Origin of the sequence: Harryflintia acetispora (genome assembly GCA_004340125.1) — a bacterium.
In the GTDB taxonomy this organism is placed as follows: domain Bacteria; phylum Bacillota; class Clostridia; order Oscillospirales; family Ruminococcaceae; genus Harryflintia; species Harryflintia acetispora.
In genome coordinates, this window is sequence record SLUK01000002.1 from 346,700 (window position 1) to 362,732 (window position 16,033).

Consider the following 16,033-nt stretch of genomic DNA (forward strand, 5'->3'; position numbering starts at 1 on the left):
ATTCATTCCCGCTTTACGCAGGGGGGCAAGTGCGGTATGATAAGGATAGTAAATGAAACGGAGCGTACCTATGAAACTGATTCACACCTCGGACTGGCACATCGGGCGCACGCTGTTCGACTACAGCCTGCTCGAGGACCAAGCACATTTTTTGAAACAACTGGCCGACTATGCCCTCGAAATAAAGGCGGACGCCATCCTGGTCGCCGGCGATATTTACAACCGCGCGGTGCCCAGCGCCCAGGCCGTCGAGCTGCTGGACGGCGTGCTCGAGCGGCTGGTGCTTCGCCACGGCATCCCGGTCATCATGATCGCCGGGAACCACGACAGCCCGCAGCGCCTCTCCTTCGGCAGCCGGCTCTTAAAGGGCGCGGGGCTGACCATCGCCGGGACTCCCGCCGCGCGGCTGGAGCGCGCCGAGCTGCCCGGCGGCGTGGACATCCACCTGCTCCCCTATTTTTATCCCGCCCAGGTGCGGCTTCTGCTCGAGGACGACGGTATCTCCACCTTCAACGACGCCTTCGCCGCGCTGATGGAGCGAAACCTCCCGCTGCTCGATCGGAGCCGCACCAACATCCTGATGGCGCACGGCTTCTTTTCCTCCCTCGGGCGGGAACGGGAGGACATGGTCTTTTCGAGCTCCGAGCTCTCGATCGGCATGGCGGACATCATGGATATCACGCTGGCCTCCGGCTTCGACTACGCCGCGCTGGGCCATCTGCACGCGCCGCAGAAGGCCGGAGAAAATGCGCGCTACAGCGGCTCGCCGCTCAAGTATTCCCTCTCGGAAAGTCTGCATAGGAAGTCCGTCACACTGCTGGAGATTGAAAACGGCAAAGTCGATATTTCCACCCATGCCTTCGAGCCGCTGCGGGATGTGCGCACCATCGCCGGCCCCTTCGAGGAGCTGGCAAACCCCGCAAATCAAATGGACAGCAGCTGTGGGGACTACGTCTACGCCAACATTTTGGGGGACGGGGCGATCCTCTTCGCCATGCAGAAGCTGCGCGCCGTCTTCCCGAATATTCTGGGGCTGAGCTTTATTACCCCGGGCCAGGAAAACGGGCAGCCCGTGCACCTGGGCGAGGACCTCTCGCAGCGTCCGGTGGAGGAGCTTTTCGGGGAGTTTTACCGGCAGATCACCGGGGAGGAGCTTTCCCCCGGGCGCGCCGGGCTCATTGAAAGGCTCTTAAAGGAAAGCGAGGTGCAGCCGTGAAGCCGAAATATCTCGAGTTAAACGCCTTCGGCCCCTTCGCCCAAAAGGAGGAAATCGACTTTTCCCGCTTCGAGCAGGACGGCGTTTTCCTGCTGAGCGGCCCGACCGGCGCGGGCAAGACCACCATCTTTGACGCGATCTCCTTCGCGCTCTACGGCGTGCCCAGCGGCGACGGGCGTGAGAGCCTTTCGCTCAAAAGCCAATACAGCCCGGACGAGGAGACCTGCTACGTGCGCTACCGCTTCGAGGCCGGCGGCCACGAGTACGAGGTCCACCGCGCGCCCAAGCAAAGCCGCTACTCCAAGCGGATCAAGGGGCTGCGCCTGGTGCCGGAAAGCGCCGAGCTGACGATCGATCAAAAGGAAGTGCTCACCGGCAACCAAAACGTCAACGAACGCCTCGTCGAGGTGCTGGGGATCGACCGGGAGCAGTTCCGCCAGATCGTCATGCTCGCGCAGGGCGATTTTATGCGGCTGCTTTCTTCAGACAGCAAGGACAAGGAAAAAATCCTGCGCCGGGTCTTCTCCACCGAGTGCCTCTACCGCTTCACCGAGCGGCTGCGCGAGTATGCGCTGGACATCCGCCGCCGGCAGGAGGACAACCTGCGCCTGCTGCAAAGCGTGGCACGCTCCCTCTCCTGCGAAAACAACCCCGCGTTGCAGGAGGCGTGCGCACAGGAATTCCCCGATGCGGGGCGGCTTTTAGAGCTGCTGGAACGTCAGATCGAAGCGGACGAAGGGCTCCTCGCCGGGTGCGATGAAAGGCTCGGCTCCCTCGCGGCCCGGCTGGCGGCGCTCGACCTGCCGGGCGCCCGGGAGCTCTGCGAGCGGTTTTCGCGGCGCGGCGAACTGGAGCAAAAAATGCAGGAGTTTTTGTCTGAGGAGCCCCGGCTAAAGAAGGCACACCAAGAGCTTTCCCGGCTGCAGCGGGCCGTGGCCATCGCCGGGGAGCGGGTGGCCTGTGAGCAGACGGCGGTGCAGCTGGAAAAGGCGCGCCGCTCCAGGGAAGAGTATGCCGGGCAGCTGCAAGGGCTCTCCCCTGCCTTTCAGGAAGCAGAGCTGCAATACGGGCAGCTCGAAACGCTGCGCGCACGGCAGCAGGAATGTGAAGAGCGCCGCCTCACGCTGCAAGAGCGGCTCTCCGGGCTGGAGCGCCTCGATGCCTTGCACCTCTCCTGCGCGCAGCTGGAGGGCCGGTTAAAAGAGGCTGACCGGCGCCGAGAGCTGTTGGAGCTCCTGCTGCACCGGTGCGAGCTGGACGAGGCAAAGGCGGCCATCGTCCGTGGGCAGGAGCTATGCCTCAGTCTGCGGGAGGCGCAGAAGAAATACCAGTCCGCGAAGGAGCGCTTCGCCCATGCGGACCGGGAATATAAAATGGGTTATGAGGCTTTCCTCGATTCCCAGACCGGGCTGCTCGCCGCCACCCTTCTCCCCGGTTCTCCCTGCCCGGTCTGCGGTTCGCTCTCACATCCCGCCCCCGCCCCGGCGGCGCAGACGGACGTGAGCCAGGAGGCCCTGGAGCTGCTGCGCCTGCGACGGGAGGAATCCCTCTCCGCCGCCAAGGAGGCGCAGGTCGCGCTGCAGGCGGGGCTGGCGGGCCTTGGTGGAGAAGAAGCACAGGATCCGATGAGCCTCCTGCCGCTCGAGCAGAAAGAACAATCCCTTGAGGAATCCGCCGCCGCGCTACAGCGCGAGCAGGAGGTTCTGGCTGCTTCCATCGCGGCCCTCTTCGATCCCGGCAAGCTGGACGGCTCCGCCTGTCGCGACCGGGAAGCCCTGTCCCGCCGCCGCGAAGAGCTCACAAAAGAGCGCTCCGGGCTCGCCGCCCGACTCGAAACAGCACGCGGGGAGGTGCAGGAGCTCGAAGCCCGGCTCTCCGTTCCCCTTTCGAAGGAGGAGGCGCAGCGGCAGATCGCCGCGCTCACAGTCGAAGCGACCGCGCTGCGCGAGGAGGCACAGGCCATTACCAAGCGGTATCTCGAGCTTGGAAGCCAGAAGAAGAGCCTCGGGGAGCTGCTGGATTCGCTTTCGGCCCAGCTCGAAACGCTGCAGAAGGAGGAGGCCGCCTGCCGGGAGCGGTATCACTCGGCGCTGGAGCAGAACGGCTTCTCAGGCGAGGAGGAGCACGCCCGCTGCCTTGCGCGGCGGGGCGAGCTCGACGCGCTGCGCGCCTCCCTGCAATCTAGCCAGCGTCAGCGCGACGAGACGGCGGCGCAATACCGGCTGCTCTGCGACCAGCTGGAGGGGAAAACGCCGCCCGACCTTGCCGCGCTGCAGGAGGCGGCGGGAGCGCTGCGCGCCCAGCAGCAGGAGCAAGCCGGCGAGCGGGACCGGCTCCTCTCCCGCCTCTCGCTCAACCGGGCGGGACGCGAAGAAATCGTCCGGATCGCCGGCAGCAGCGGCAGGCTGGATGCGCAGTATCTCGATGCGGGCGCGCTGGGCGCCCTGGCCAGCGGCAACAACCCTCAAAAGCTGACCTTCGAGCGGTATGTCCTTGGGCGGTACTTCGATGACATCCTGTCGGTGGCAAACCTGCGCCTGCGGCAGATGACCGCCGACCGGTATGCCTTCCGGCGGCGGGAGGGCCGCTCGAGCTATATTTCGAACACCGGGCTTCAGATCGACATCCTCGACGCCTACACCGGCAAGCTGCGGGCGGTGGGCACCCTCTCGGGGGGCGAGAGCTTCAAGGCCTCGCTGGCGCTGGCGCTGGGGCTCGCGGACGTGGTCTCCCACTACAACGGGCGGGTGAACATCAGCACCATCTTTATTGACGAAGGGTTCGGCACCCTCGATGCGCAGTCGCTGGAAAGCGCGATGGAGGCCCTGCTCTCCCTGCGCGAGGGCGGGCGGCTGGTGGGGATCATCTCCCATGTTCCCGAGCTGCAGACCATGATTGCCCAAAAGATCTCGGTCATCCCCTCCCCACAGGGGTCCACGCTGAAAATCCTTTCCTGACTCCTTCCCGGCGGGCTATCAAATTTATAAGTATTGACAGCGGGCGTTTTCTTCTCTATGCTTTCCTATCAAGAACGCATGTAAGAATGGAGCGGGGAAACTTATGCCGATAGAAATCGTCTACCTGGGGATCGTTTTTCTTGTGATCGTCCTGCTGCTCGGCTTTCGCCGTCCGCTTTACCAGGCGATCCTGGGTGGGCTACTGGCCGCCGCGCTGCTCTACCGGATTCCCCCGGCCGCCTTGCTGCGGCAGACGGCGAAGGTATTCGCCGACTGGGATTCCCTCTCGGTCCTGGTCTCGCTCTACCTGATCACCTACCTGCAGCGCATGCTGGAGGCGCGCAGCCAGATCAAGCTGGCTCAGCAGGACCTCAATGGCCTGCTCCACAACCGCCGGGCCAACGCGGCGGGCGCGCCGCTGTTCATCGGGCTTCTGCCCTCCTCGGCCGCCATGATCCTGTGCGGGGACATCGTCAAGGACTCCACCAACGACTACCTAAGCCCCAAAGAGCAGGCGTTCACGGCCAGCTGGTTCCGCCATATCCCGGAGAGCACCCTGCCGACCTATTCCGGCGTGCTGCTGATGGCCAATCTCTCCGGGGTCCCGCTGCCGACGTTCATGCTCGGCATGATCGTCCCGGTCGCGGTGCTGGCGTTGCTCGGATACTTCTATTGCCTGCGCCGGCTGCCCCGTGACCCCGGAACCCCCCGCAGCGAAAACCGGCTGCGGGATGCGCTGAACCTCGTGCGGCACCTGTGGTCGCTGTTGCTGATCCTCGTCCTGATCCTGGCTTTTAAGCTCTCCGTCGTCCTCTCCGTGTTGATCGTGATCGCTGCCTGCGCCCTCGTCTACCGCTTCCGCATGAGGGAGCTGCTGCCTATGTTTCGCAGCGCGATCGAAAAGAATCTGCTGCTCAATACCTTCCTGGTGCTGGTGCTCAAGGAATACATCGCCTACAGCGGAGTGCTGCAATTGCTCCCCGACACGCTGTCCCGCCTGCCGATCCCGCCTTATCTGGTCTTCGCGCTGCTCTTCTTCCTGGGCGGGATCATCAGCGGCACCAATGGGATCATCGCGCTGGGCACGCCGCTGGCCTTCGCCGCGATCCCCGGCGGCATGCCGCTGATGGTTCTGCTGATGTGCATGTGCCACGCGGCAAACCTGATCTCCCCCACCCACGTCTGTCTGGTGGTCGCAGCGGAATACTTCCACATCACCCTGGGGGAGCTGGTGCGCAAGACGCTTCCAATGGTGCTGCTGTTCAGCGTACTGATGGTGGGCTACTACCTGGTCTTGACCATGGTGATTTAAAATTACATAAAAATGGGCCCGCTGCGGATACTCCGCAGCGGGCCCATTCTTAAGGGTTTTGTGTTTGACCTGCTTCCCTTTTGTGCAAGATAGCAAAAAGGGGGTTAAAAAATAACGGGCTGCAGCTGCAGTCCCTTGAGCGCGCACTCCAGCGCCTGGGGAATCTGGCCGAAATCCGCGACGATGGACTGCGGCTTCTTGAGCGGGTCGTCCTGGCGCATGGGCACGAAGTAGATGTTCTTCTGATTGAGCAGCACGCCGATGTTCTTGGCGGACGCGCCGAGGGCGTCATTGGTCGACACCGCCAGCACCACCGGACGCTGGTTGCGCAGATGGGCCTTGACCGCCATGGTCACCGAGCTGTCGGTGATCCCGTTCGCGAGCTTGCCCAGCGTATTGCCGGTGCAGGGGGCGACCACCAGAATGTCGAGCAGGGCCTTGGGGCCGATGGGCTCCGCTTCCTTGATGGTATGGATGATCTTATGTCCGCAGATTTCCTCGATCCTGTCGATAAAATCCTGCGCCTTGCCAAAGCGCGTATCCGTTTCATAGGACATCGCCGACATGATGGGAAACACGTCGTAGCCGAGGTCTTTGACCGCCTCGATCTGGGGGACCGTTTTGCCAAACGTGCAAAACGACCCGGTCATTGCGAAGCCGAGCCTTATGCGATCCATGAAATTCAGGCACCTCTTTCCTCCAAAATATTAAATACCGTATCCTTGATGATCTGTGCCGCGCTGATCGGCGCGACCTTGCCCGGGAGGGAGAGCGCCCAGATTACCCGAATCCCGAGATGCCGCGCCGCATCCAGGTCCACCCCGCCCGGCTTGGAGGCCAGGTCGATCAGCAGGCAATCCTTATGTAGAGCACACAGCACTTCCTCGTTAAAGAGCTTGACGGGGACGGTGTTGAAGATGATCTCCTGGCTGGCTGCGGCTTCTTTGAGCTTCGCCATCGGCACCGGTTCGGCGCCCATCAGCTTGATCCAGGCCAGGTCCCCCTGCTTTCTGGCGGCGACGCTCACCTTTGCCCCGCAGGCTAGCAGCAGAGCCGTCATCGCCCTGGATACCCTACCGAAGCCGGTGACGAGGCACTTCGAGCCGAAGATGGTCTTGGCCGTCTCCTGCATGGCGATGCAAAGCGCCCCCTCGGCGGTCGGCACGCAGTTGCGCACGATCATCTCCTCGCGCTGGTAATAGTCCAGCACCGCAAAACCGTATTCCCGTGCGAGCGCACACACATCTTCGCTTGCCATGCCGCCCAGCAGCAGCGCCTTCTTGTTTAAAGCGCGCAGGCAGGCCTTAAGCGCCGGAGGCTCCTTGGCGAAGGGCGCGTTGACCGCCGTGCCGTCCACCGTCAGCGGCAGCGGGAAGATCGCGACGTCGCATTTTGCCAGCGTACCCGCCAGGTCGGCGGTGCAGCAAACCTCATCGGTCAGCTCCACGCAGTCGTCGAATCCGAGCGCATAAACCTCATATCCCTCGCCCGCCAGCAAATTGGCCAGGCAGCTCTGTCGCAGGTCCCCGCCGACGAGCGCGAAGCAAAGATCCTTCCTCATATTAGTAACCCCCATCGTATCTAGTGATCCATCCCGCTAAAGTCTTGACGCGTCGACGCGGGCAGTGCAGAATCCCCCCTTCGGGGCCGCCGGCCCGCTCGCGGGAATCTGCTGGTATATCCTATGAATCAGCCCGGATATGGGTGCGTGCCCCCCGTTTTTTGAGCCCGTTTCCCCCGCCAGACAGGATGGGAGCATTTTTCTTTGACAAATTACAGACAATTACCAGATTTTGTTGACTATTCAGGTAATTTTTTATATTATAGAAACATGCGTGAATCTACAAGATATAGTGGGCTTTTCTCTGGGTTCTGCCTTTTTTTGTGGATTTACAGTTTCGGGTAAAGGTGGTGATACTCTTGCAAGAGGTCATGAATAAAATCGTGGAGACCGAGCAGCAGGCGCAGTCCATACGCACGGCGGCGCAAAACGAGGCGAAGGCCGCGCAGGCCGAGGCGCTGCGGCAGGGCAAGGAACTGCTGGAGCATGCGCGCAAGGCCGGAAACGAGGAGGCGGCAAAGCTCATCTCGCAGGCCGAAGCCGAGGCGCAAGCGCTCCTTGCAAAAAGCGAGCAGCAGGCGGCCGAAAAGGCGCGCCGGCTGCGCGGGGACAGTGAGGAAAAGATGCGCGCCGCGGCACGGTTCGTGATGGAAAGGATTGTAGATAGCGTATGATTTTAAAAATGGAAAAGCTCATACTCTATGCGCTTTCCGAGGACAAAAAGGAAATCCTGGACCGGCTGATGGGACTGGGCTGCGTGCAGATGATCTCGCCGGAGCAGATCGAGGATTACGAGGCGCTCAATTCCCTTTCCAAACGGGACGACCCGTCGGTCTATGAGTATGAGACCAAGCTCTCAGAGATTTCCTCCGCATTGTCGGTGCTGCTCGAATACGAGCCCAAGGCGGGGCTCTTCACCCGCAAAAATGAGCTTGCGCTGCACGAGCTGCTCGATCTCGAAGGGCTCGGGGAGGCGCTCACCCGCGCCTCGGGAATTCGCGGCATCGTCGACAACATCGCGGAGGTCAAGTCCTTCCAGTCGCAGGACCTCTTCACCCGGCAGGCGCTGGAGCCCTGGGCGGACCTGGATGTGCCGATGGACAAGCTGTCCACCCGCTGGTGCAAGGTTCTGCTCTTCACCCTTCCCCGGGAGACCGACCTCGATATGCTCAAAAGCGAGGCCGCTTCCCTCTCCTGCGTGGTGGAGCTCGTTTCGAGCGACGCCGATCTGCACTATGTTTCGGCGCTCGCACAGAAGGGCGGCCTCGACGAGGTGCAGCAGCTCTTTAAAGAGAAAAACGGCCTGGCCGTCACGCTGCCGGCGCTCACGGGCACGGTGAAAAAGGCGATCGCGGACATCGACAAACGCCTGGAAAGCTATCAGACCAACCACGACGCCCTGATCGAATCCCTCAAGGAGGAGGCGAAGGACACTTCACTGCTCAAGAGGGCCTACGACCAGCTCGGCACCGCCATCACGCAGCAGCGCGCAAAGCAAAACCTGCTGCTGACCGCCGAGGCTTTCCTGGTGAGCGGCTGGGTGACCGAGGCGGACAAGCAAAAGGTGGAGAGCGCACTGGAGCGCTACACCTGTTACTACGAATTCCAGGAGCCCGGGCCGGATGAAATGCCCCCGGTGCGCTTCAAGAACAACTCGCTCGTCGAGCCCTTCGAGGCCATCACCGAGATGTACGGCCTGCCCGCGCCCGACTCGGTGGATCCTAACCCCTTGATCGCGCCCTTCTTCTTCATCTTCTTCGGGATGATGCTCTCCGACGCGGGCTACGGGCTGCTGCTGGTGCTCGCCGGGTTCATCGTCGCCCACCTCATGCCCAACAAGGAGGGGCTGGGCTACAAGATGTTCCGCCTGATCGGGCTTTGCGGTATATCGACCGTCGTCTGGGGCGCCATCTACGGCGGCTGGTTCGGCGACGTGATCACCGTCTTTGCCAAAACCTTCTTTGGCAAGGAGATCGTGGTGCCCGCCCTGATCAATCCCCTGGAGGAACCGATGACCATCCTGATCATGTCGATGGTTTTCGGCGTCATCCATATCTTCGTTGGCATGGGGGTCAACGCCTACCTGCTCATCAAGCGCGGCAAGGTGCTGGACGCTCTCTTCGACATCGGCTTCTGGTACCTGGTGCTCATCGGGCTGGGGCTGCTCCTGGTCGGTATGGTCACCGGCGGCGGGATCGTCTCGGAAATCGGCAAGTGGATGGCCATCCTCGGCGCCGTGGGGCTGCTGCTCACCGGCGGGCGGGAAAAGCCCTCGATCTTCGGCAAGATTACCGGGGGGCTGGGGAGCCTTTATAACATCACCAGCTATTTTTCGGACATCCTCTCCTACTCCCGCATCCTGGCCTTGGGCCTTGCGACCGGCGTCATCGCCATGGTGGTCAATATCCTGGCGACCATGACCGGCAGCGGGATCATCGGATTCTTGGTGTTCGTGGTGGTGTTCGCGTTCGGCCATCTTTTGAATCTGGCGATCAACGCGCTGGGCTCCTACGTGCACACCTCGCGGCTCCAGTATGTGGAGTTCTTCGGCAAGTTCTATGAAGGCGGCGGCAAGCCGTTTCTCCCCCTCAGACCCAATACAAAATACAATCTGGTTCATTCGAAGGAGGACAATTAAATGTTTGATTTTCTGCAGAACGGTAACTTCTGGGCATATCTCGGGATCGCGGTCGCGGTCATCTTCTCCGGCATGGGCTCGGCCAAGGGCGTTGGTCTGGTCGGCCAGGCTTCCGCCGGCGTCATCACCGAAGACCCCGACAAGTTCGGCCAGCTGCTCGTGCTCCAGGCGCTGCCCGGAACCCAGGGCATCTACGGCTTCCTGATCGGCTTCATCGTCATGCTCAACTCCGGCATGCTCGGCGGGGCGGTCAGCCTTGACCTGGGGCTCGGCACCGCGGTCTTCGCCGCCTGCCTGCCGGTCGGCATCGTGGGACTCGTTTCCGGTATCCATCAGGGCAAGGTCGCCGCAGCCGGCGTTTCGATCGTCGCCAAGCGTCCCGACCAGGTCGCCAAGGCGATCGTTTCGGCCGCTCTGGTCGAGACTTATGCGATCCTCGCCTTCCTGATCTCCATGCTGCTCATCTTCAACATGCCTTTCTAAATGAAAACAGATTACACAAACAGAAAGGTGGTGTTCCCGGTTGAACGGTTTAGATAACCTGACTCAAAAGATCCTAAGCGATGCCAAGGGATACGCCGGCGAGGTCAAGCAGGCGAGCGACGAAAAGGTCGAAGAGCTCCTGCTCGACTACAACGCCCAGGCGGACGCCCTTAAGGCGGACTTGGTGGCCACGGCCAAAGAGGAAGCCAAGAATATCCTCAGCCGCGCGCAGTCCCAGGCGGCGCTCGGTGAGCGCAACGAGCTGCTGCGCGCGCGGCGCGCGGTCATCGACGACGTCTTTGCCACCGCGGCAGACGAGCTCGTAGGCCTCCCCAAGGAGGACTATGTCGAGCTGCTCGCCAAATTGGTCGCCAAGTACCAGACCGGCCCCGCCGAAATCATCCTCAATGAGCGGGACGCCGAAGAGATCGGCGCCGACCTGCTTAAAAAGATCGTGGTCAATAAGATCAAAAATATCGACATTTCCTTAATCAAGATTTCCAAAACCCATGGCAACTTCAAGGGCGGGCTCATCCTGCGCCAGGGGGATATCGACACCAACTGCACCGCCGAGGTGCTCTGTGAGGGCAGCCGCCATCAGCTTGAACCCGAAGTGATCAAGCTGCTCGGATTTTAAGGCGGGAGGGATATAATTTGAACAAGATCCATGACGTGGATTACCTCTACGCCACCGCCCGGCTGCGCGCGCTGGAAAAGAACATGCTCACCGGCCGCGACCTCGAGAAGATGGTGGACGCCTCCACCCTCGAGGAAAGCTACAAGATCGCAAACGACATCTCCCTGCACTCCCGGCTTGAGGCGGCCGAATATGAACAGGCCATCGGCGACATGCTTTCCGGCGCCTACGACCTGGTGGCCGAGCTGACCGGCGAGAGCGAGGTGCTCTCGGTTTTCCGCTACAAGTACGACGGGCACAACCTCAAGGTGATCATCAAATCCCAATCTCTCGGCAGCGATCCGCTAAGGTCGATGTCCCCGCTCGGCACGGTGCCGAAGGAAGAGCTGCTGCGCGCCTTCCGGGAGCGTCGGCTCGACATGCTGCCCGAGCGTCTGGCAAATGCCGCCTTCGAGGCGAGCGAGGCGCTCGCCAAGAGCGGCAACCCCCAGACTGTGGATATTATGATCGACCGCGCGGTGCTCGAATGTATGCTGGCGAAAGCAGAAGAGATCGGCTTCCCCTTCCTCACCGAGCTGGTGCAATCCCAGATCGACATTGAAAACATCCGCACCGCTGTGCGCCTCAAACGGATGAAGCAGGAGCTGCCCGCGCTGCAGCGGCTTTTCCTCGACGGGGGCACCCTGGACGCGGCGCGGCTCTACGAGGCCTTCGAGGCCGAGGGGTTCGACGCCATGCGGGACATGCTCTACATCACCAGGTATTACACCCATTTCGCGCCCCTCTTCGACACCCTCTCCGGGCGGGGCAGCTCGCTGACCGCCTTCGAGAAGGGAGCGGAAAACTATATCATTTCCCTGCTCAAGGGTGCAAAGCTCGTCGCCTTTGGGCTCGAGCCGGTCATCAGCTACCTGCTGGGCAAGGAGAACGAGGCCAAGGATATCCGGATCGTGCTCGCCTCCAAGGAGGCCGGGGTGGAAAGCAAAAATATCAGCGAAAGGTTGAGGGATACCTATGCGTAAAAAGATTGCCGTCATCGGCGACAAGGAAAGCGTACTGGGTTACCGCGCGGTCGGCTTTCACACCTATGAGAGCGAAGGGCCCGCCCCGGACCGGCAGCTGATCGACCGCCTGGCCAAGGACGAATACGGGGTGATCTTCATCACCGAGCAGGCGCTCTCCCCCATCACCGACGTGCTGGACAAGTATAAGGACGAGAAGATCCCCGCCATCATCCCCATCCCCTCGAAGGACGGGACCCTGGGGCTCGGGATCAAAAATGTCAAGTCCAGCGTCGAGCGGGCCGTCGGCGCGGATATCCTCTTTAAGGACGAATAACCCCCGGCGCTTATGAACAAACAGAAAAGTAGGTGAAAATATTGAGCCAAGGCAAAATAGTCAAGGTTTCGGGTCCGCTGATCGTCGCCGAAGGCATGCGCGATGCGAACATGTTCGACGTCGTGCGCGTCGGCCGCGAAAAGCTGATCGGAGAAATCATTGAAATGCGCGGCGACAAGGCCTCCATCCAGGTCTATGAGGAGACTTCGGGGATAGGCAAGGGCGACGAGGTGGTCTCCACCGGCGCTCCCCTTTCGGTCGAGCTGGCACCCGGCCTGCTGCAGAATATATTCGACGGCATCCAGCGCCCGCTGGAGGTGCTCAAGGCAAAAACCGGTTCCAATATTACCCGCGGTGTGGACGTCACATCGCTGGACCACGAAAAGAAGTGGGAGTTCGTCCCCACCGCCAAGGTGGGCGACCATCTGGTGGCGGGCGACATCCTGGGCACGGTGCAGGAGACGGTGCTCATCAGCCAGAAGATCATGGTCCCCTTCGGCGTGGAGGGCGAACTCGTCTCGATTGAAGCGGGCGAGCACACCATCGTCGAGCCGGTCGCAAAAATCAAAAAGGCGGACGGCAGCGAAGTCGAGGTCCAGATGCTCCAGCGCTGGCCGGTGCGCCGCCAGCGCCCGACCAAGGAGAAGCTCGCGCCCGACGCTCCGATGATTACCGGGCAGCGGGTCATCGACACCATCTTCCCCATCGCCCGCGGCGGCACCGCGGCGGTGCCCGGCCCCTTCGGCAGCGGCAAGACGGTGGTGCAGCACCAGCTGGCCAAGTGGTCGGACGTCGACATCGTGGTCTACATCGGCTGCGGCGAGCGCGGCAACGAAATGACCGACGTGCTGCTCGAGTTCCCCGAGCTCAAGGACCCCAAGAGCGGCCAGTCCCTGATGTGCCGCACCGTGCTGATCGCCAACACCTCGGACATGCCGGTGGCGGCACGCGAGGCGTCCATCTATACGGGGATCACCATTGCGGAATACTTCCGCGACATGGGCTACTCGGTGGCCATCATGGCCGACTCGACATCCCGGTGGGCCGAGGCGCTGCGCGAAATGTCCGGGCGGCTCGAGGAGATGCCCGGCGAAGAGGGCTACCCCGCCTATCTGACCAGCCGCCTGGCGCAGTTCTATGAGCGCGCGGGCAAGGTCGTCTGCCTCGGGCAGGACGACCGCCAGGGGACGCTCACCGCCATCGGCGCGGTCTCCCCGGCCGGCGGCGACAACTCCGACCCGGTCGTGCAGGCGACGCTGCGGATCGTCAAGGTGTTCTGGGGGCTCAACTCCGACCTTGCGTATAAGCGGCACTTCCCGGCCATCAGCTGGCTGGACAGCTACTCGCTCTACCTCGACGTGGTGGGCGAATGGATGAACAAGAACGTCGACGAGAGCTGGACAAACTTCCACGAGGAAACCATGAAGCTCTTACAGGAGGAGGCCGAGCTCGAGGAGATCGTCAAGCTGGTCGGATACGATTCCCTCTCCGCCCCCGACCGCCTGACGCTGGAGGCGTCCCGCTCAATCCGCGAGGACTACCTGCAGCAGAACGCCTTCGACGAGGTGGATACCTACACCTCGCTGCGCAAGGGCTTCCTGATGTTGAAGCTCGTGCTGCTCTTCTATCAAAAGAGCAAGGAGGCGCTGGAGGGCGGCGCCGGTATCAACGACATCTTCACCATGGAGGTGCGCGAGCGGATCGCAAGAGCCAAGTACATCCATGAAGGCGAATTCGAGCAATATTACAGCGACACCGTCGCCGAGATGGACAGCTCCTTTGGCGAGCTGATGAGCAAAGAGGAGGCGAGCGCAGAATGATCAAGGAATACCGCACCATACAGGAAGTCGCCGGCCCCCTTATGCTGGTCAAGGACGTCGAGGACGTCACCTACAACGAGCTTGCCGAGATCGAGCTGCCCGGCGGCGAGATCCGCCACTGCAAGGTGCTGGAGGTCAACGGCAACAACTGCCTGGTCCAGCTCTTCGAGTCCTCGGCGGGAATCAACCTCGAGCACAGCAAAGTGCGCTTCCTCGGGCACAGCATGGAGCTGGCCGTCAGCGAGGATATGCTCGGCCGGGTCTTCTCCGGCATGGGCGAGCCGATCGACGGCGGCCCCGAAATCATTCCGGACAAGCGCCTCGACATCAACGGCGTGCCGATGAACCCGGCCGCGCGCGACTACCCGGACGAGTTCATCCAGACGGGGATCACCGCCATCGACGGGCTCAACACCCTGGTGCGCGGGCAGAAGCTGCCGATCTTCTCCGGCTCCGGATTGCCGCACGCCAAGCTGGCCGCGCAGATCGCCAGACAAGCCAAGGTGCTCGGCAGCGAGAGCAAGTTCGCCGTCGTCTTCGCCGCCATCGGCATCACCTTCGAGGAGGCGGACTTCTTTATCTCCGACTTCAAGCGCACCGGGGCGATCGACCGCACCGTGCTGTTCGTAAACCTGGCCAACGACCCGGCCATCGAGCGCATCTCCACCCCGCGTATGGCGCTGACCGCCGCGGAGTACCTGGCGTTCGAGAAGGACATGCACGTGCTGGTCATCCTGACCGACATCACCAACTACGCCGAGGCGCTGCGCGAGGTTTCCGCCGCGCGCAAGGAGGTCCCGGGACGGCGCGGCTACCCCGGCTACCTCTACACCGACCTGGCGTCCATCTATGAGCGCGCCGGGCGCAAGACCGACTCGAAGGGGTCGATCACCATGATCCCGATTTTGACCATGCCGGAGGACGACAAGACCCATCCGATCCCCGACCTGACCGGGTACATCACCGAGGGGCAGATCATCCTTTCGCGCGAGCTCTACCGCAAGAACGTGCTGCCGCCGATCGACGTGCTCCCCTCCCTGTCCCGACTCAAGGACAAGGGCATCGGCGCCGGAAAGACCCGTGAGGACCACGCCAACACCATGAACCAGCTCTTCTCGGCCTATGCCCGCGGCAAGGACGCCAAGGAGCTGATGACCATCCTGGGCGAGGCGGCGCTTTCGGACATCGACAAGCTGTACGCCAAGTTCGCGGACGAGTTTGAAAAGCAGTACGTCTCCCAGGGCTTTAACACCAACCGCGACATCGGCGAGACCTTGGAAATCGGCTGGAAGCTGCTCTCCATCCTGCCCAGGAGCGAGCTCAAGAGGATCAAACCGGAGTTTATTGAAAAATATCTTCCGAGCGAGAAATAGCGGGAAGGGAGGATTGGTCACACAATGGCTACCATGAATGTCAGCCCGACCCGTATGGAGCTTACCCGCCTCAAGAAACGCCTCAAGACCGCCACCCGCGGACATAAGCTGCTCAAGGACAAGCGGGACGATTTGATGAAAAAGTTTCTCGAGCTGGTGCGCAAAAACAAGGAATTCCGCGAGATCGTCGAGCAGAAGATCATGCGGATGTATTCCGGCTTCGCGGTCGCTTCGGCGGTCATGTCCCCCGAGATGCTCGAGGAGGCGCTCATGCTCCCCAAGGAAAGCGTGGAGCTCAACGTCGAGACCAGGAACGTGATGAGCGTCAACGTGCCGGTCTTCGAGTTCTCGACCGACGTCGAGAACCTTTCGGACATCTACTCCTACGGCTTCGCCTTCACCTCGGGCGAGCTCGACAGCTCGGTGGCGGCGCTGCAGGACGTGCTGCCCTATCTGCTGCAGCTCGCACAGATGGAGAAGAGCGCCCAGCTGCTGGCCGAGGAGATCGAAAAGACCCGCCGGCGGGTCAACGCCCTGGAGTATGTGCAGATCCCGATGCTGCAGGAGACGATCAAGCACATCTCGATGAAGCTGGACGAAAACGAGCGCGGAAACCTTTCGAGACTGATGAAGATCAAGGATATGATGGTCGAACAGTCCCGCCAGGCAATGGAAAACTGAATTTGTAAGAAGCCCCT

At 61.8% G+C, this 16,033-nt stretch carries 14 protein-coding genes; 12 read left to right on the plus strand and 2 right to left on the minus strand.

The genetic code is table 11. The annotated features are described in order from the left end of the window. Nucleotides 1-70 precede the first annotated feature (70 nt). The 3 genes from EDD78_RS04235 (at nt 71) to EDD78_RS04245 (ending at nt 5,485) form a co-directional block, all read left to right on the plus strand. Nucleotides 71-1,216 carry an exonuclease SbcCD subunit D gene (locus EDD78_RS04235; RefSeq protein WP_165873103.1) on the plus strand — a complete coding sequence of 382 codons (1,146 nt, stop codon included), beginning with the start codon at nt 71-73 and terminating at the stop codon, nt 1,214-1,216. Continuing rightward, on the plus strand, nt 1,213-4,173 hold the full coding sequence (locus tag EDD78_RS04240) for an AAA family ATPase (RefSeq protein ID WP_132084078.1): 2,961 nt from the start codon (nt 1,213-1,215) through the stop codon (nt 4,171-4,173). The genes EDD78_RS04235 and EDD78_RS04240 overlap by 4 nt, the downstream gene beginning before the upstream one ends. 103 nt (nt 4,174-4,276) lie before the next feature. Then, complete coding sequence (locus EDD78_RS04245) at nt 4,277-5,485, plus strand: DUF401 family protein (protein ID WP_286170713.1); 1,209 nt, start codon at nt 4,277-4,279, stop codon at nt 5,483-5,485. Nucleotides 5,486-5,589: 104 nt separating this feature from the next. Here the strand turns inward: EDD78_RS04245 and EDD78_RS04250 are convergent, their stop codons facing one another. Both EDD78_RS04250 and dpsA read right to left on the minus strand, forming a co-directional pair. Then, a complete protein-coding gene (locus tag EDD78_RS04250) occupies nt 5,590-6,162 on the minus strand; it encodes a dipicolinate synthase subunit B (protein WP_132084079.1) in 573 nt (190 codons plus the stop codon). Nucleotides 6,163-6,167: 5 nt separating this feature from the next. After that, the gene (gene dpsA, locus EDD78_RS04255; RefSeq protein WP_079699231.1) at nt 6,168-7,046 is read right to left on the minus strand and encodes a dipicolinate synthase subunit DpsA; all 879 of its coding nucleotides are present in this window, start codon (nt 7,044-7,046) and stop codon (nt 6,168-6,170) included. 359 nt (nt 7,047-7,405) lie between these two features. Here dpsA and EDD78_RS04260 point away from each other — a divergent pair, with 359 nt between their 5' ends. Genes EDD78_RS04260 through EDD78_RS04300 form a run of 9 tightly spaced genes read left to right on the plus strand, consistent with a single transcriptional unit; the run spans nt 7,406 to nt 16,016 of the window. Continuing rightward, nucleotides 7,406-7,720 carry a hypothetical protein gene (locus tag EDD78_RS04260; RefSeq protein ID WP_165873104.1) on the plus strand — a complete coding sequence of 105 codons (315 nt, stop codon included), beginning with the start codon at nt 7,406-7,408 and terminating at the stop codon, nt 7,718-7,720. After that, nucleotides 7,717-9,684: a V-type ATP synthase subunit I gene (locus EDD78_RS04265; protein ID WP_132084081.1), complete on the plus strand. Its 1,968-nt coding sequence runs from the start codon at nt 7,717-7,719 to the stop codon at nt 9,682-9,684. The genes EDD78_RS04260 and EDD78_RS04265 overlap by 4 nt, the downstream gene beginning before the upstream one ends. Next, entirely contained in the window at nt 9,685-10,167 is a 483-nt protein-coding gene (locus EDD78_RS04270; RefSeq protein ID WP_079699228.1) for a V-type ATP synthase subunit K, read from the plus strand. It abuts the gene before it with no gap. A 40-nt stretch (nt 10,168-10,207) separates the two neighbouring features. Then, the gene (locus tag EDD78_RS04275) at nt 10,208-10,804 is read left to right on the plus strand and encodes a V-type ATP synthase subunit E (protein ID WP_165873105.1); all 597 of its coding nucleotides are present in this window, start codon (nt 10,208-10,210) and stop codon (nt 10,802-10,804) included. Nucleotides 10,805-10,821: 17 nt separating this feature from the next. After that, nucleotides 10,822-11,826 carry a V-type ATPase subunit gene (locus tag EDD78_RS04280; protein ID WP_132084083.1) on the plus strand — a complete coding sequence of 335 codons (1,005 nt, stop codon included), beginning with the start codon at nt 10,822-10,824 and terminating at the stop codon, nt 11,824-11,826. Beyond that, nucleotides 11,819-12,142, plus strand: a complete 324-nt coding sequence (locus EDD78_RS04285) for a V-type ATP synthase subunit F (RefSeq protein ID WP_132084084.1) — start codon at nt 11,819-11,821, stop codon at nt 12,140-12,142. Before EDD78_RS04280 ends, EDD78_RS04285 begins: the two co-directional genes overlap by 8 nt. A gap of 41 nt (nt 12,143-12,183) precedes the next feature. Continuing rightward, complete coding sequence (locus EDD78_RS04290) at nt 12,184-13,962, plus strand: V-type ATP synthase subunit A (protein ID WP_079699224.1); 1,779 nt, start codon at nt 12,184-12,186, stop codon at nt 13,960-13,962. Continuing rightward, entirely contained in the window at nt 13,959-15,335 is a 1,377-nt protein-coding gene (locus EDD78_RS04295) for a V-type ATP synthase subunit B (protein ID WP_132084085.1), read from the plus strand. Before EDD78_RS04290 ends, EDD78_RS04295 begins: the two co-directional genes overlap by 4 nt. A gap of 24 nt (nt 15,336-15,359) precedes the next feature. Continuing rightward, nucleotides 15,360-16,016: a V-type ATP synthase subunit D gene (locus EDD78_RS04300; protein ID WP_117507588.1), complete on the plus strand. Its 657-nt coding sequence runs from the start codon at nt 15,360-15,362 to the stop codon at nt 16,014-16,016. Nucleotides 16,017-16,033: the final 17 nt, after the last annotated feature.